At 62.8% G+C, this 16215-nt stretch carries 11 protein-coding genes; 9 read left to right on the top strand and 2 right to left on the bottom strand.

Going from position 1 to position 16215, the window contains the following annotated elements:
• Nucleotides 1-276: 276 nt before the first annotated feature.
• From rplJ to FJW10_RS26355, 5 genes are all read left to right on the top strand, one after another.
• Nucleotides 277-795, top strand: coding sequence for a 50S ribosomal protein L10 (rplJ, locus tag FJW10_RS26375; RefSeq protein WP_140545996.1), 519 nt, complete (start codon nt 277-279; stop codon nt 793-795).
• A 54-nt stretch (nt 796-849) separates the two neighbouring features.
• A complete protein-coding gene (gene rplL / locus FJW10_RS26370; protein WP_059189560.1) occupies nt 850-1230 on the top strand; it encodes a 50S ribosomal protein L7/L12 in 381 nt (126 codons plus the stop codon).
• Nucleotides 1231-1498: 268 nt separating this feature from the next.
• On the top strand, nt 1499-5635 hold the full coding sequence (rpoB, locus tag FJW10_RS26365; RefSeq protein WP_140786226.1) for a DNA-directed RNA polymerase subunit beta: 4137 nt from the start codon (nt 1499-1501) through the stop codon (nt 5633-5635).
• Between the two features lie 129 nt (nt 5636-5764).
• Complete coding sequence (gene rpoC, locus FJW10_RS26360) at nt 5765-9961, top strand: DNA-directed RNA polymerase subunit beta' (protein WP_140902258.1); 4197 nt, start codon at nt 5765-5767, stop codon at nt 9959-9961.
• A gap of 181 nt (nt 9962-10142) precedes the next feature.
• The gene (locus FJW10_RS26355) at nt 10143-10808 is read left to right on the top strand and encodes an O-methyltransferase (RefSeq protein ID WP_140902257.1); all 666 of its coding nucleotides are present in this window, start codon (nt 10143-10145) and stop codon (nt 10806-10808) included.
• 33 nt (nt 10809-10841) lie between these two features.
• Here FJW10_RS26355 and FJW10_RS26350 read toward each other — a convergent pair whose 3' ends face one another.
• The gene (locus FJW10_RS26350; protein ID WP_140902256.1) at nt 10842-11771 is read right to left on the bottom strand and encodes a Gfo/Idh/MocA family oxidoreductase; all 930 of its coding nucleotides are present in this window, start codon (nt 11769-11771) and stop codon (nt 10842-10844) included.
• An 84-nt stretch (nt 11772-11855) separates the two neighbouring features.
• On the bottom strand, nt 11856-12137 hold the full coding sequence (locus tag FJW10_RS26345; protein WP_140646983.1) for a transcriptional regulator: 282 nt from the start codon (nt 12135-12137) through the stop codon (nt 11856-11858).
• A 462-nt stretch (nt 12138-12599) separates the two neighbouring features.
• Here FJW10_RS26345 and rpsL point away from each other — a divergent pair, with 462 nt between their 5' ends.
• From rpsL to FJW10_RS26325, 4 genes are all read left to right on the top strand, one after another.
• A complete protein-coding gene (gene rpsL / locus FJW10_RS26340) occupies nt 12600-12971 on the top strand; it encodes a 30S ribosomal protein S12 (protein ID WP_006202128.1) in 372 nt (123 codons plus the stop codon).
• 9 nt (nt 12972-12980) lie between these two features.
• A complete protein-coding gene (gene rpsG, locus FJW10_RS26335) occupies nt 12981-13451 on the top strand; it encodes a 30S ribosomal protein S7 (RefSeq protein WP_027170372.1) in 471 nt (156 codons plus the stop codon).
• Between the two features lie 27 nt (nt 13452-13478).
• Nucleotides 13479-15569, top strand: coding sequence for an elongation factor G (fusA, locus tag FJW10_RS26330; RefSeq protein WP_140646984.1), 2091 nt, complete (start codon nt 13479-13481; stop codon nt 15567-15569).
• A gap of 65 nt (nt 15570-15634) precedes the next feature.
• Nucleotides 15635-16215 (top strand): GTP-binding protein (locus FJW10_RS26325; protein ID WP_140786395.1); only part of this gene is annotated, 581 nt, incomplete at its 3' end.

The following is a 16215-nucleotide window of genomic DNA, read 5'->3' as shown; positions in this document are numbered from 1 at the left end:
GATATCCTGTCCGAGATTGCAGGCGGCCCAAAAGCCTTAATTCACTTGGGCCTGCATGAGACGGGTGAAGACCCGACAAAGGAGCCAAGCTCCAATGAAAGGTTCGAACCGTGTTTGCCTTTTGTCTGCGCACTATCCGGCGTGCCGGCTGGTGTGGCGAAAGGGGGCAGGATCCTCGAGCGTCGTTCGGGAGATCCGTACTGGATGGCCCGGCCGGCAAAAGGCAACCCGACGCCTGACCTCGTTAATGGGGCAGGGGTCAACTGGAGATAGGCAGTGGACAGAGCGGAAAAACGCGAACTCGTCACGGGCCTGAATGATGCGTTTTCAAGCGCTGGTTCAGTCGTCGTGGCCCACTACGCCGGTATCACCGTCGCGCAAATGAACGACCTTCGGTCGAAGATGCGCGCCGCCGGTGGCACCGTCAAAGTCGCGAAGAACCGTCTCGCCAAGATCGCTCTTCAGGGCACGGACTCCGCATCGATCATCGACCTGTTCAAGGGACAGACGCTGGTCGCTTATTCGGAGGATCCGATTGCGGCGCCGAAGGTCGCGTCCGATTTCGCCAAGGGGAATGACAAGTTGATCATTCTCGGTGGCGCGATGGGTACGACCTCGCTCGACGCCGACGGTGTGAAGGCACTCGCCACACTACCGTCGCTCGACGAGCTGCGCGCCAGGCTGGTTGGCATGATCGCCACGCCGGCTACCCGGATCGCCCAGATCGTCAATGCGCCCGCGGCTTCGGTCGCGCGGGTCATCGGCGCTTACGCCCGGAAGGACGAGGCGGCATGAGGCCGTTCCTCGCTGTCAACAACACACGTTCGAACCTAGTGAAGGAATACAAAAATGGCTGATCTCGCAAAGATCGTAGACGACCTTTCGAAGCTGACCGTCCTCGAGGCGGCTGAGCTGTCGAAGCTCCTGGAAGAGAAGTGGGGCGTTTCGGCCGCCGCTCCGGTGGCGGTTGCCGCTGCTGGCGGCGCTGGTGCCGCCGCCGCTGCTCCGGCTGAAGAGAAGACGGAATTCGACGTCGTTCTCGCCGATGCCGGCGCCCAGAAGATCAACGTCATCAAGGAAGTCCGCGCCATCACGGGCCTTGGCCTCAAGGAAGCCAAGGACCTGGTCGAAGCGGCTCCGAAGCCGGTCAAGGAAGGCGTTTCCAAGGCCGACGCCGACAAGTTCAAGGCTCAGCTGGAAGCAGCTGGCGCCAAGGTCGAGCTGAAGTAAGCCTGTTAGGCGAGGGCGGACGGTCTCGCGCCGTCCGCCCCCTCCCTTGACGAAGGGAGGGTTCTGTTGCGCGAGGCGTTTGAAAACCTCTTTCCTGAGGGCCGAAAAGCGGCCTTCCGGAAACGGGTTTTCTCCCGTTTTAGCCGGTAGCCGCCAAACCATTGGCAGGGCGGCCGGAAAAACAGATAGGGGCAGCCGCCGAGGCCGCCCGTTGGTGCAAGGCGAGCCGAGGCGAGGTTCGTCCCGAGTTTATAGCTAAGGAGCGACGATGGCCCAGACCCAGACTTTCAATGGCCGCAGACGCGTACGCAAGTTCTTCGGAAAGATCCCGGAAGTTGCGGAGATGCCGAACCTCATCGAGGTTCAGAAGGCATCCTATGACCAGTTCCTGATGGTGGACGAGCCCAAGGGCGGCCGTCCGGACGAAGGGCTGCAGGCCGTTTTCAAGTCGGTCTTCCCGATCTCCGACTTTTCCGGCTCCTCGATGCTGGAGTTCGTGAAGTACGAGTTCGAGGCACCGAAATTCGACGTTGACGAGTGCCGTCAGCGCGATCTGACCTACGCCGCCCCGCTGAAGGTGACGCTGCGCCTCATCGTGTTCGATATCGACGAGGATACCGGCGCCAAGTCGATCAAGGACATCAAGGAGCAGGACGTCTACATGGGCGACATGCCGCTCATGACGTCGAACGGCACCTTCATCGTCAACGGCACCGAACGCGTCATCGTCTCGCAGATGCACCGTTCGCCGGGCGTCTTCTTCGACCACGACAAGGGCAAGTCGCACTCGTCGGGCAAGCTTCTGTTTGCCGCGCGCGTCATTCCCTATCGCGGTTCGTGGCTCGACATCGAGTTCGATAGCAAGGACGTCGTGCACGCCCGCATCGACCGCCGCCGCAAGATTCCGGTGACGTCGCTCTTGATGGCGCTCGGCATGGACGGCGAGGAGATCCTGTCGACCTTCTACAACAAGATCACTTACAAGCGCGCCGGCGACCACTGGCGCATTCCGTTCAACGTCGAGCGTTTCCGCGGCCTCAAGGCCGTCGGCGACCTGGTCGACGCCGACACCGGCGAGATCGTGGTCGAACAAGGCAAGAAGATCACCGCCCGCCAGGCTCGCCAACTCGGCGAGAAGGGTCTCAAGGCCATCAAGGCGACCGACGAGGACCTGCTCGGCAACTACCTTGCCGAGGACATCGTCAACTACGCCACCGGCGAGATCTTCCTCGAAGCCGGCGACGAGATCGACGACAAGACGCTGAAGGTGCTGCTCGGCACCGGCGAGGACGAGATCCAGATCCTGGACATCGACCACGTCAATGTCGGCGCCTACATCCGCAACACGCTCAACGTCGACAAGAACGAGAGCCGCCAGGACGCGCTGTTCGACATCTACCGCGTCATGCGGCCGGGCGAGCCGCCGACGCTCGAGACCGCCGAAGCCATGTTCAACTCGCTGTTCTTCGACAGCGAGCGCTACGACCTGTCGGCCGTCGGCCGCGTCAAGATGAACATGCGCCTCGAGCTCAAGGCCGAGGACACCGTGCGCGTGCTGCGCAAGGACGATATCCTGGCCGTGGTCAAGACTCTGGTCGAGTTGCGTGACGGCAAGGGCGAGATCGACGACATCGACAATCTCGGCAACCGCCGCGTGCGTTCGGTCGGCGAGTTGATGGAGAACCAGTACCGCGTCGGCCTGCTGCGCATGGAGCGCGCGATCAAGGAGCGCATGTCCTCGATCGAGATCGACACGGTGATGCCGCAGGACTTGATCAACGCCAAGCCGGCCGCCGCCGCCGTGCGCGAGTTCTTCGGTTCCTCGCAGCTGTCGCAGTTCATGGACCAGACCAACCCGCTGTCGGAGATCACCCACAAGCGCCGCCTGTCGGCGCTTGGACCGGGCGGTCTGACCCGCGAGCGCGCCGGCTTCGAGGTGCGCGACGTGCACCCGACGCATTACGGCCGCATCTGCCCGATCGAAACGCCGGAGGGCCCGAATATCGGTCTGATCAACTCGCTGGCTACCTTTGCGCGCGTCAACAAGTACGGCTTCATCGAAAGCCCGTACCGCAAGATCGTGAGCGGCAAGCTTACCAACGAGGTTGTCTACCTGTCGGCGATGGAAGAGGCCAAGCACTATGTCGCGCAGGCCAACGCCGAGCTCGACAAGAACGGCAGCTTCGTCGACGAGTTCGTCATTTGCCGTAACGCCGGCGAAGTGATGATGGCGCCGCGCGAGAACGTCGACCTGATGGACGTCTCGCCAAAGCAGATGGTGTCGGTCGCGGCAGCGCTCATCCCGTTCCTCGAGAACGACGACGCCAACCGCGCGCTGATGGGCTCGAACATGCAGCGTCAGGCCGTGCCGCTGGTGCGCGCCGAGGCTCCGTTCGTCGGCACCGGCATGGAGCCGGTCGTCGCCCGTGACTCGGGCGCTGCCATCGGCGCTCGCCGCGGCGGCGTGGTCGACCAGGTGGACGCCACCCGTATCGTCATCCGCGCCACGGAAGACCTCGATCCCGGCAAGTCCGGCGTCGACATCTACCGGCTGATGAAGTTCCAGCGTTCGAACCAGAACACCTGCATCAACCAGCGTCCGCTGGTGCGCATGGGCGACCGCGTCAACAAGGGCGACATCATTGCCGACGGTCCCTCGACCGAGCTCGGCGATCTGGCGCTCGGCCGCAACGTCCTGGTCGCGTTCATGCCGTGGAACGGCTACAACTACGAGGACTCGATCCTGCTCTCCGAGCGCATCGTGGCCGATGACGTCTTCACCTCGATCCACATCGAGGAGTTCGAGGTCATGGCGCGCGACACCAAGCTCGGGCCGGAGGAAATCACGCGCGACATTCCGAACGTTTCGGAAGAGGCGCTGAAGAACCTCGACGAGGCCGGCATCGTCTATATCGGTGCCGAGGTGCAGCCGGGCGACATCCTGGTCGGCAAGATCACGCCGAAGGGCGAAAGCCCGATGACGCCGGAAGAAAAGTTGCTCCGCGCCATCTTCGGCGAAAAGGCCTCGGACGTTCGCGACACCTCCATGCGCATGCCCCCGGGCACCTTCGGCACGGTCGTCGAAGTGCGCGTCTTCAACCGCCACGGCGTGGAGAAGGACGAGCGCGCGATGGCGATCGAGCGCGAGGAGATCGAGCGTCTGGCCAAGGACCGCGACGACGAACAGGCGATTCTCGATCGCAACGTCTATGCGCGCCTTTCCGACGTGCTGGTCGGGAAGGAAGCGATCGCCGGACCGAAAGGCTTCAAGAAGGGCTCGAAGCTGTCGAAGGACACGCTCGACGAGTATCCGCGTTCGCAATGGTGGCAGTTCGCCGTGGAGAACGAGAAGCTCCAGGGCGAGCTCGAGGCTCTGCGCGGCCAGTATGACGAGTCCAAGAAGGCGCTCGAGCAGCGCTTCATGGACAAGGTCGAGAAGGTGCAGCGCGGCGACGAAATGCCTCCGGGCGTCATGAAGATGGTCAAGGTCTTCGTGGCGGTGAAGCGCAAGATGCAGCCGGGCGACAAGATGGCCGGCCGTCACGGCAACAAGGGTGTCGTGTCGCGCATCGTTCCGGTCGAGGACATGCCTTTCCTCGAGGACGGCACGCATGCCGATATCGTGCTCAACCCACTGGGTGTGCCGAGCCGCATGAATGTCGGCCAGATCCTGGAAACGCATCTGGGCTGGGCTTGCGCAGGCATGGGCAGGAAGATCGGCGAGCTGATCGACGCGTATAAGGGTGGCGGCGACATCAAGCCGCTGCGCAAGACGCTGGAAAGCTTCATGCCGGCCAACGACCGCAACGAGCCGATCCGCGAATATGACGACGAGAGCATCGTTCGCCTGAGCGAGCAGATGCGCCGCGGCGTCTCGATCGCGACCCCGGTGTTCGACGGCGCGCATGAGGCCGACATCAACACCATGCTGGAGCAGGCAGGCCTGCACACCAGCGGTCAGTCGCAGCTCTATGACGGCCGCACCGGCGAGCCGTTCGATCGCAAGGTGACGATGGGCTATATTTATATGCTCAAGCTGCATCACCTGGTGGACGACAAGATCCACGCGCGTTCGATCGGTCCGTACTCGCTCGTCACCCAGCAGCCGCTGGGCGGCAAGGCGCAGTTCGGCGGCCAGCGCTTCGGCGAAATGGAGGTCTGGGCGCTCGAAGCCTACGGCGCCGCCTACACGCTGCAGGAAATGCTGACGGTGAAGTCGGACGACGTCGCCGGCCGCACCAAGGTCTACGAGGCGATCGTGCGCGGCGACGACACGTTCGAGGCGGGCATTCCGGAGAGCTTCAACGTTCTCGTCAAGGAAATGCGCTCGCTGGGCCTCAATGTGGAGTTGGAGAACACCCAGGTCGAAGAGACCCCGACGCGTCTGCCCGACGCAGCCGAGTAAAGCCTACGGCGCGCCGCTCTAGGATGCGGCGCGCCCTTCAAATTTTCCGGTCGGGCAACCGGCCAGTCTGCGGACATTTCGTCCGCGATCGATGCAAGGGGTTATCGAGGACCCCGAAAGGAGAACGGCATGAACCAAGAGGTCATGAATCTCTTCAACCCGCAGGCGCCTGCGCAGGTGTTCGATTCCATCCGGATCTCGCTTGCCAGCCCAGAGAAGATTCTGTCCTGGTCGTTCGGCGAGATCAAGAAGCCGGAGACCATCAACTACCGCACCTTCAAGCCGGAGCGTGACGGCCTGTTCTGCGCGCGCATTTTTGGCCCGATCAAGGACTATGAGTGCCTGTGCGGCAAGTACAAGCGCATGAAGTACAAGGGTGTCATCTGCGAAAAGTGCGGCGTCGAAGTCACGCTGTCGCGCGTTCGCCGCGAGCGCATGGGCCATATCGAGCTCGCCGCGCCAGTCGCCCATATCTGGTTCCTGAAGTCGCTGCCCTCGCGCATCGGCACGCTGCTCGACATGACGCTCAAGGATATCGAGCGCGTGCTCTACTTCGAGAACTACATCGTCACCGAGCCCGGCCTCACCGCGCTGAAGGAGAACCAGCTCCTCAGCGAGGAAGAGTACATGCTTGCCGTCGACGAGTATGGCGAGGACTCTTTCACCGCCATGATCGGCGCCGAGGCCATCCATGACCTTCTGGCCGGCATGGACCTGGAGAAGATCGCCGGCGACCTGCGTTCGGAGCTGGCGTCGACCACCTCCGAGCTCAAGCAGAAGAAGTATCTGAAGCGGCTCAAGGTCGTGGAAAACTTCATGGAATCCGGCAACCGTCCGGAATGGATGATCATGAAGGTGGTTCCGGTGATCCCGCCGGACCTGCGTCCGCTCGTCCCGCTGGACGGCGGTCGCTTCGCCACGTCCGACCTCAACGATCTCTATCGCCGCGTCATCAACCGCAACAACCGCCTGAAGCGGCTGATCGAGTTGCGCGCGCCCGGCATCATCGTGCGCAATGAAAAGCGCATGCTGCAGGAAGCCGTCGACGCGTTGTTCGACAACGGCCGTCGCGGCCGCGTCATCACCGGCGCCAACAAGCGTCCGCTGAAGTCGCTGTCCGATATGCTCAAGGGCAAGCAGGGCCGGTTCCGCCAGAACCTGCTCGGCAAGCGCGTCGACTATTCCGGCCGCTCGGTCATCGTGACCGGTCCGGAGCTGAAGCTGCATCAGTGCGGCCTGCCGAAGAAGATGGCGCTCGAGCTCTTCAAGCCCTTCATCTACGCCCGTCTCGACGCCAAGGGTTTCTCCTCGACCGTCAAGCAGGCGAAGAAGCTGGTCGAGAAGGAGCGTCCGGAGGTCTGGGATATCCTCGACGAGGTCATCCGCGAGCATCCGGTGCTTCTGAACCGCGCGCCGACGCTGCACCGCCTCGGCATCCAGGCGTTCGAGCCGATCCTGATCGAAGGCAAGGCGATCCAGCTGCATCCGCTGGTCTGCACCGCCTTCAACGCCGACTTCGACGGCGACCAGATGGCGGTCCACGTGCCGCTGTCCTTGGAAGCGCAGTTGGAAGCCCGCGTGCTGATGATGTCGACCAACAACATCCTGCACCCGGCCTCCGGCGCGCCGATCATCGTGCCGTCGCAGGACATGGTTCTCGGTCTCTACTATCTCTCGATCGTCAACCAGAACGAGCCGGGCGAAGGCATGGTGTTTGCCGACATGGGCGAGCTCCAGCATGCGCTGGAGACCAAGGCCGTGACGCTGCACGCCAAGATCAAGGGCCGCTTCCGCACCGTCGACGCCGAAGGCAAGATGGTGTCGAAGATCTACGACACCACGCCTGGCCGCATGATCATCGGCGAACTGCTGCCGAAGAACGTCAACGTGCCGTATGAGACCGCCAACCAGGAGATGACCAAGAAGAACATCTCCAAGATGATCGACACCGTCTACCGCCACTGCGGTCAGAAGGAGACGGTCATTTTCTGCGATCGCATCATGGCGCTCGGCTTCGCGCATGCCTGCCGCGCCGGCATCTCGTTCGGCAAGGACGACATGCTGATCCCGGATTCCAAGATCAAGCTGGTCTCCGAGACCGAGGCTTTGGCCAAGGAATACGAGCAGCAGTACAATGACGGCCTGATCACCCAGGGCGAGAAGTACAACAAGGTCGTCGACGCTTGGGCCAAGTGCTCGGAAAAGGTCGCCGACGAGATGATGGCCCGCATCAAGGCGGTGGAGTTCGAGGACAACGGCCGTCAGAAGCCGATGAACTCGATCTACATGATGTCGCATTCGGGTGCGCGCGGTTCGCCCACCCAGATGCGTCAGCTCGCCGGCATGCGTGGCCTGATGGCCAAGCCCTCGGGTGAAATCATCGAGACGCCGATCATCTCGAACTTCAAGGAAGGCCTTACCGTGCTCGAGTATTTCAACTCGACCCACGGCGCCCGCAAGGGTCTGGCCGACACCGCCTTGAAGACGGCGAATTCGGGTTACCTCACCCGCCGTCTCGTCGACGTGGCGCAGGACTGCATCGTCAACTCCGTGGATTGCGGCACCGACAAGGGCCTCACCATGCAGCCGATCGTCGATGCCGGTCAGGTCGTCGCTTCGGTCGGCCAGCGCGTGCTGGGCCGCACCGCGCTCGACGACATCAACCATCCGGTCTCCGGCGAATTGCTGGTCAAGGCCGGAACGCTGATGGATGAGCGCGACGTGGAGCAGATCGAAAAGGCCGGCGTGCAGTCGATCCGCATCCGTTCGGCGCTGACCTGCGAGGTCAGGACCGGCGTGTGCGCTGTCTGCTACGGTCGCGACCTTGCCCGCGGTACCCCTGTCAACCAGGGCGAGGCTGTCGGCGTCATCGCGGCGCAGTCGATCGGCGAGCCGGGCACCCAGCTCACCATGCGTACCTTCCACATGGGCGGCACGGCGCAGGTGGTGGATAGCTCGTTCCTTGAAGCCTCCTACGAGGGCAAGGTGCAGATCCGCAACCGCAACGTGGTTCGCAACTCGGAAGGCCAGCAGATGGTCATGGGCCGCAACATGGCGGTGCTTATCCTCGATGAGACCGGCAAGGAGCGCGCCACGCACCGCGTCGCCTATGGTTCGCGTATCTTCGTGGACGATGGCGACAAGGTGAAGCGCGGCCAGCGTATCGCCGAGTGGGATCCCTATACCCGCCCGATCCTCACCGAAATCGAGGGCAGGGTGGCGTTCGAGGATCTGGTCGACGGCATCTCCGTGCAGGAAACGGCCGACGAGTCGACCGGCATCACCAAGCGTGAGGTCATCGACTGGCGTTCGACGCCGCGGGGCAGCGACCTGAAGCCCGCGATCGTCATCCAGGACGCCAAGGGCAAGGTCGGCAAGCTGTCGAAGGGCGGCGATGCACGCTTCCTGCTCTCGGTCGAGGCCATCCTCTCGGTCGAGCCGGGCGCGCATGTCCGTCCGGGCGACGTGCTTGCGCGTATCCCGATGGAAAGCGCCAAGACCAAGGACATCACCGGCGGTCTGCCGCGTGTTGCGGAATTGTTCGAGGCCCGCCGTCCGAAGGATCACGCCATCATCGCCGAGATCGATGGCACGATCCGCTTCGGCCGCGACTACAAGAACAAGCGCCGCATCATCATCGAGCCGCATGACTCGACGCTCGAGCCGGTGGAGTACCTGATCCCGAAGGGCAAGCCGTTCCATCTCCAGGACGGCGACGTCATCGAGAAGGGCGACTACATCCTCGACGGCAACCCGGCGCCGCACGACATCCTGGCGATCAAGGGCGTAGAGGCGCTTGCCTCCTACCTCGTCAACGAGATCCAGGAGGTCTACCGCCTGCAGGGCGTGTCGATCAACGACAAGCACATCGAGGTGATCGTTCGCCAGATGCTGCAGAAGGTCGAGATCACCACGCAGGGCGACTCGACCTACATCCCGGGCGACCACGTCGACGTGATCGAACTGGAAGAGGTCAACGAGCGCCTGATCGAGGACGGCAAGAAGCCGGCCGAAGGTCAGCCGGTGCTGCTCGGCATCACCAAGGCCTCGCTGCAGACGCCGTCCTTCATCTCGGCCGCTTCCTTCCAGGAGACGACCAGGGTGCTCACCGAGGCCGCGGTTGCCGGCAAGACCGACATGCTGCAGGGCCTGAAGGAAAACGTCATCGTCGGCCGTCTGATCCCGGCCGGCACGGGCGGTACGATGAGCCAAATCCGGCGCATCGCCACCTCGCGCGACGAACTCATCATCGACGAGCGCCGCAAGGCCTCCGGTGCCGAGGTCGCCGACCCGATGCTGACCGACATGGTCAACGCCGCGCAGTGAGCGGCTTGACATGAGAAACGATGAGAAGGGGCCCACGTGGCCCCTTCTTGCATTTCAAGAGCTGATCCCGAAAAGCGGACACCGGTTTTCGGAAGAGATCATGATCGAATAAAGAGACCAGATCAGTATGACGGTTCTATTAGCCGTCATCCTGATCTGGCTTCACGAACGAGGAAGAACCATGAGCAGCAAGACTTGGACGGCTGTCGACGACTACATCGTTTCCTCTCTTTTCGAAGCGGATCCCGTCCTGGATGCGGTGCTTAAGGCCAACCGCGATCAGGGCCTGCCCGCGATCGACGTGTCGGCCGCGCAGGGCAAGCTGCTGTCGCTGCTGGTGCGCATCCGCGGCGCGAAGAAGGTGCTGGAGGTCGGCACGCTTGGCGGCTACTCGACCATCTGGATGGCGAGAGGATTGCCGGCGGACGGCAAGGTCGTGACGCTGGAACTCGATCCGCACCACGCCAAGGTCGCGTGCTCGAATTTCGAGCGGGCAGGGGTTTCCGACAGGGTCGACCTGCGCGTGGGGCCTGCGCTGCAGTCGCTTGGCAAGCTGGCGGACGAAGGTGCCGGACCGTTCGACCTCATCTTCATCGATGCCGACAAGCCGAACAACCCGAACTATCTGACCCGGGCCATGAAGCTGTCGCGCCCAGGCACCGTCATCGTCTGCGACAATGTCATCCGCGACGGCGCGGTCGTGAAAAAGAGCAGCGGCGACGCCAATGTCGAAGGCGCTCGCGCCGCGTTTTCGTTCATCGGAGGCGAAAAGCGGCTGGACGGCACCGCCATCCAGACCGTAGGCGCCAAGGGCTATGATGGCTTCGCCATCGCGATCGTCGAGTGAGGATGCCGTTGGCCTCGGCGCTTTGCCGCCGGCTCAGTCGAAGAACGCCTCGACCACGTTGCGCTTGCCGAGCATGAAGGCATCGGCGACGTGCTGCAGCGGCGCGAGGTCGACATCGGAAGTCCCTGCGCGAACGATCTCGGCGAAACGCATGTAAAGCATCGGATATTCGGCCTCGGGCTCGTCGTGGACGATCTTGCCGTCGACGGCGAGCTTGGCGCCGCCGCCCGACAGCACCATCTTGCCCTTGTCGGTCTCGGCGACGATGTCCCAGCTCTGAGGGCCGGTCTGAAGCCAGTCGAGCTCCATCATCACCGGCAGGCCGTTGGGCGTGCGGAAGGCGACATGGGCCGCGACCGGTGCCGCGCGGTTCTCCGGAAAATCGAGCACGGCCGAGGTGATGAACATAGCAGGCAGGATGTGCGTGGCGATCGACAGCGCGTTGATGCCGGGATCGAACACGCCGAAGCCGCCGGGTTCCCAGATCCATTCCTGGTTCGGGTGCCAGCGGCGCACATCTTCCTTCCAATTGATGGCGGCCGAAGTCAGTCTGGCCGAGGCAAGGAACGCGCGCGCGGCCTCCACCGCCGGCGCATAGCGCGAATGCCAGCTGGCGAAGAGCGAGACACCGTTCCTCTCGGCAAGCGCCTTGAGGTGTTCGACTTCGCTGACCGTGGCGCCCGGCGGCTTTTCGAGGAACACATGTTTTTTCGCCTCCAGCGCGGTGCGCGCGGCGTCGTAACGGAACTGCGGCGGCATGCAGAGCGAGACCGCCTCGATGCCGGGTTCGGCCGCAAGCATGGTTTCGATCGTTGGATAGTTTGGGATCCCGTCGACTTTGCCGTGGCGGCTGGCCGCGGCGGCGAGCTGAAAATCCCCATCCTTGGCGACCGCCGGCAAATGCTGGTCGCGCACGATCTTGCCCACACCGACGATGCCGAGCTTGATGGGACTGCTGGTCATGGAAACTCCAAGGAATGAAAGGGTGCCTAGGCGGGGCAGGTTTGTCCGGCGGGTTCTGGGAAATATGAAGGCTGGACGCGCTTTTCAGATCGGCTCTTCAAAGGTGACGATCGAAACTTCGCCTTCGAGCGCGCCCTGATAGGCCGACAGATGCGGCTCCTCGTCGGGCTCGCCTTCCATGTCGCCGATCTGGTCGAGTTCGGCCTCGGCGTAACCTTCCGCAGCGAGCGATTCGAGCGCGCGGCGCACGGCAGAATCATCGTCGGGCGCCACCAGCATCACATGCACGCCCTCCGGCTTGCCGCCTTTCTTCTTCCAGACCCGCCCGGTGATGATCGTGACCGGCCGTTCTTCATTGTCGTTCACGGGCTGATTCCTCGTTTTCCCGGAGATTGTCCGGGGCAAGCCGCCTTTTGGCACGAAGCAAGGGCACAGGACAGCGCAAAGCCGGTCACTTTCTTCCTCGCTCTTGGAAAAAGACGCAAGAAAATTACATGCGTTTCTCGCATGGCTGCCCAGCCTCGGGTTGGGCGCAATATTTGTCGCGCCGGGGTTGACGGACCCTGGGGTTGCGGGTAGAAGCCGCGACGTCAGAACCGATGTGAGGCTCTCCTGTCCGAAGCGACACGCTTTGGAGTTTGCCTCAAACAGGGTTCGTTTTACGAGCGAAAAAGACATTTCCGGCGCGCATGAAGCGGCTCCCGCTTCCTCTGCAATTTGTTCGGGCAGGACCGCGAGGCGCGGTGTGTTGCCCGAATTTGCGTATGGAAATGACGCTTTGAGCGGCCCTGACAGGGCAGACACGGAATTGAGAGACAAGAGGGTTTAATGCCTACCGTCAACCAGCTGATCCGCAAGCCGCGCCTGGCGCCGGTGAAGCGCAACAAGGTCCCGGCCATGCAGCAGAACCCGCAGAAGCGGGGCGTCTGCACGCGCGTCTACACCACGACGCCGAAGAAGCCGAACTCGGCGCTGCGCAAGGTGGCCAAGATTCGCCTGACCAACGGTTTTGAAGTGATCGGCTACATCCCCGGCGAAGGCCACAACCTTCAGGAGCACTCGGTGGTCATGATCCGCGGCGGTCGCGTCAAGGATCTGCCGGGCGTCCGCTACCACATCATCCGCGGCGTGCTCGACACGCAGGGTGTGAAGAACCGCAAGCAGCGTCGTTCGAAATACGGCGCCAAGCGTCCGAAGTAAGGGTTTCCCATGTCCCGTCGTCACAGTGCAGAAAAGCGTGAGATCAATCCGGACCCCAAGTTCGGCGATCTGATCGTCACCAAGTTCATGAACGCCGTCATGTATGACGGCAAGAAGTCGGTTGCCGAGACCATCGTCTATGGCGCGCTGGACCAAGTCCAGGCCAAGACCAAGCAGGAGCCGGTCACAGTCTTCCATCAGGCGCTCGACAATGTCGCGCCGCATGTGGAAGTGCGCTCGCGTCGCGTCGGCGGCGCCACCTACCAGGTTCCGGTCGACGTGCGCCCCGAGCGCCGTCAGGCGCTGGCCATCCGCTGGCTGATCGCCGCGGCCCGCAACCGCAACGAGACCACCATGGTCGACCGCCTTTCGGGCGAGCTGATGGACGCGGCCAACAACCGCGGCACGGCCGTCAAGAAGCGTGAAGACACCCACAAGATGGCGGAAGCCAACCGCGCCTTCGCGCATTACCGCTGGTAACGCGAAAGAGACTGAGAGGCACCTCCCATGGCCCGCGAATACAAAATCGAAGACTACCGCAATTTCGGTATCATGGCGCATATCGACGCCGGCAAGACGACGACGACCGAGCGCGTCCTCTACTACACGGGCAAGTCGCACAAGATCGGCGAAGTCCATGACGGCGCTGCCACCATGGACTGGATGGAGCAGGAGCAGGAACGCGGCATCACCATCACGTCGGCCGCGACCACGACCTTCTGGAAGGGTCGTGACGGCAAGATGCGCCGCTTCAACATCATCGACACCCCCGGACACGTCGACTTCACCATCGAGGTCGAGCGTTCGCTGCGCGTGCTCGACGGCGCCATCGCGCTGCTCGACGCCAACGCCGGCGTGGAGCCACAGACCGAGACCGTGTGGCGCCAGGCTGACAAGTACCATGTGCCGCGCATGATCTTCTGCAACAAGATGGACAAAATCGGCGCCGACTTCTACCGCTCCGAGGAAATGATCGCCTCGCGCCTCGGTGCGCAGGCCGTCGTCATGCAGCTGCCGATCGGTGCCGAGACCGAGTTCAAGGGCGTTGTCGACCTCGTCGAGATGAACGCGCTCGTTTGGCGCGACGAGACCCTTGGCGCTGCCTGGGACGTCGTCGAGATCCCGGCCGATCTCAAGGAGAAGGCCGAGCAGTACCGCGAGAAGATGATCGAAGCCGCCGTCGAGATGGACGAGACCGCGCTCGAGAACTACCTCGAAGGCAAGATGCCGTCGAACGACGAGATCCGCGCGCTGATCCGCAAGGGCACCATCGCGGTCAAGTTCTACCCGATGTTCTGTGGCTCGGCCTTCAAGAACAAGGGCGTGCAGCCGCTGCTCGACGCCGTTGTCGAATACCTGCCGTCGCCGATCGACGTGCCGGCCATCAAGGGTGTCGACGCCAAGACCGACGCCGAGATCGAGCGTCATGCCGATGACAACGAGCCGCTGTCGATGCTGGCGTTCAAGATCATGAACGACCCGTTTGTCGGTTCGCTGACCTTTGCCCGCATCTATTCGGGCAAGCTCGCCAAGGGAACCTCGGTCGACAACACCGTAAAGGGCAAGAAGGAGCGCATCGGCCGCATGCTGCAGATGCATGCGAATTCGCGCGCCGACGTCGAAGAAGCTTACGCAGGCGACATCGTCGCCCTGGCTGGCCTCAAGGACACGACCACCGGCGACACGCTCTGCGATCCGCTGCACCCGGTCATCCTCGAGCGCATGGAATTCCCCGATCCGGTCATCCAGATCGCCATCGAGCCGAAGACCAAGAACGACCAGGAAAAGATGGGCCTCGCGCTGCATCGCCTGGCGGCCGAGGATCCGTCCTTCCGCGTCAAGACCGACGAGGAAAGCGGCCAGACCATCATCGCCGGCATGGGCGAGCTGCATCTTGACATCATCGTCGACCGCATGCGCCGCGAGTTCAAGGTCGAAGCCAATGTCGGCGCGCCGCAGGTGGCTTATCGCGAGACGATCACCCGCACCCACGAGCAGGACTACACGCACAAGAAGCAGACCGGCGGTACCGGCCAGTTCGCCCGCGTCAAGATCATATTCGAGCCGAACACCGAGAGCGAAGAGTTCGTGTTCGAGTCCAAGATCGTCGGCGGTGCGGTTCCGAAGGAATACATCCCGGGCGTCGAGAAGGGCATCAACAGCGTCATGGGTTCCGGTCCGTTCGCCGGCTTCCCGATGATCGGTGTCAAGGCCACCCTGATCGACGGCGCCTTCCACGACGTCGACTCCTCGGTTCTGGCGTTCGAAATCGCCTCCCGCGCCTGCTTCAAGGAAGCGGCTCCGCGCCTCGGCGTGCAGCTTCTGGAGCCGATCATGAAGGTCGAGGTCGTGACGCCGGAAGATTACGTCGGTGGCGTCATCGGCGACCTCAACGGCCGTCGTGGCCAGATCCAGGGTCAGGAAGCGCGCGGCGTTGCCGTCGTCATCAACGCGATGGTGCCGCTCGCGAACATGTTCAAGTACGTCGACAATCTGCGTTCGATGTCGCAGGGCCGCGCCCAGTACACGATGCAGTTCGACCACTACGAGCCGGTTCCGACCGCGGTCGCCCAGGAAGTTCAGAAAAAATACGCGTAACTCGAGCGGGTTGCACGAGACCTTAATTCAAGGCCCGCACGGGCAGGCAGGAATGGAGAGATCACATGGCAAAAGGTAAATTCGAGCGCACCAAGCCGCATGTGAACATTGGCACGATCGGTCACGTCGATCATGGCAAGACGTCGCTGACGGCGGCGATCACGAAGTATTTTGGCGAATACAAGCGCTATGACCAGATCGACGCGGCACCTGAAGAGAAGGCGCGCGGCATCACGATTTCGACGGCGCATGTCGAGTATGAGACGGCCAACCGTCATTATGCCCACGTCGACTGCCCCGGCCACGCCGACTATGTGAAGAACATGATCACCGGTGCGGCGCAGATGGACGGCGCGATCCTGGTCGTTTCGGCCGCCGACGGCCCGATGCCGCAGACCCGCGAGCACATCCTGCTTGCCCGCCAGGTCGGCGTTCCCTCGATCGTGGTGTTCCTGAACAAGGTTGACCAGGTCGACGACGCCGAGCTGCTGGAACTGGTCGAGCTCGAGGTTCGCGAGCTTCTGTCGAAGAACGAGTTCCCCGGCGACGACATTCCGATCGTCAAGGGCTCGGCTCTGGCTGCGTTGGAAGACTCCAACAAGACCATCGGCGAGGACGCCATCCGCGAGCTGATGGCGCAGGTCGA

The organism is Mesorhizobium sp. B4-1-1 (assembly GCF_006439375.1).
Taxonomy (GTDB): domain Bacteria; phylum Pseudomonadota; class Alphaproteobacteria; order Rhizobiales; family Rhizobiaceae; genus Mesorhizobium.
Note: the sequence above shows the minus strand (reverse complement) of the source record. Positions and strands in the feature narration are given on the sequence as shown.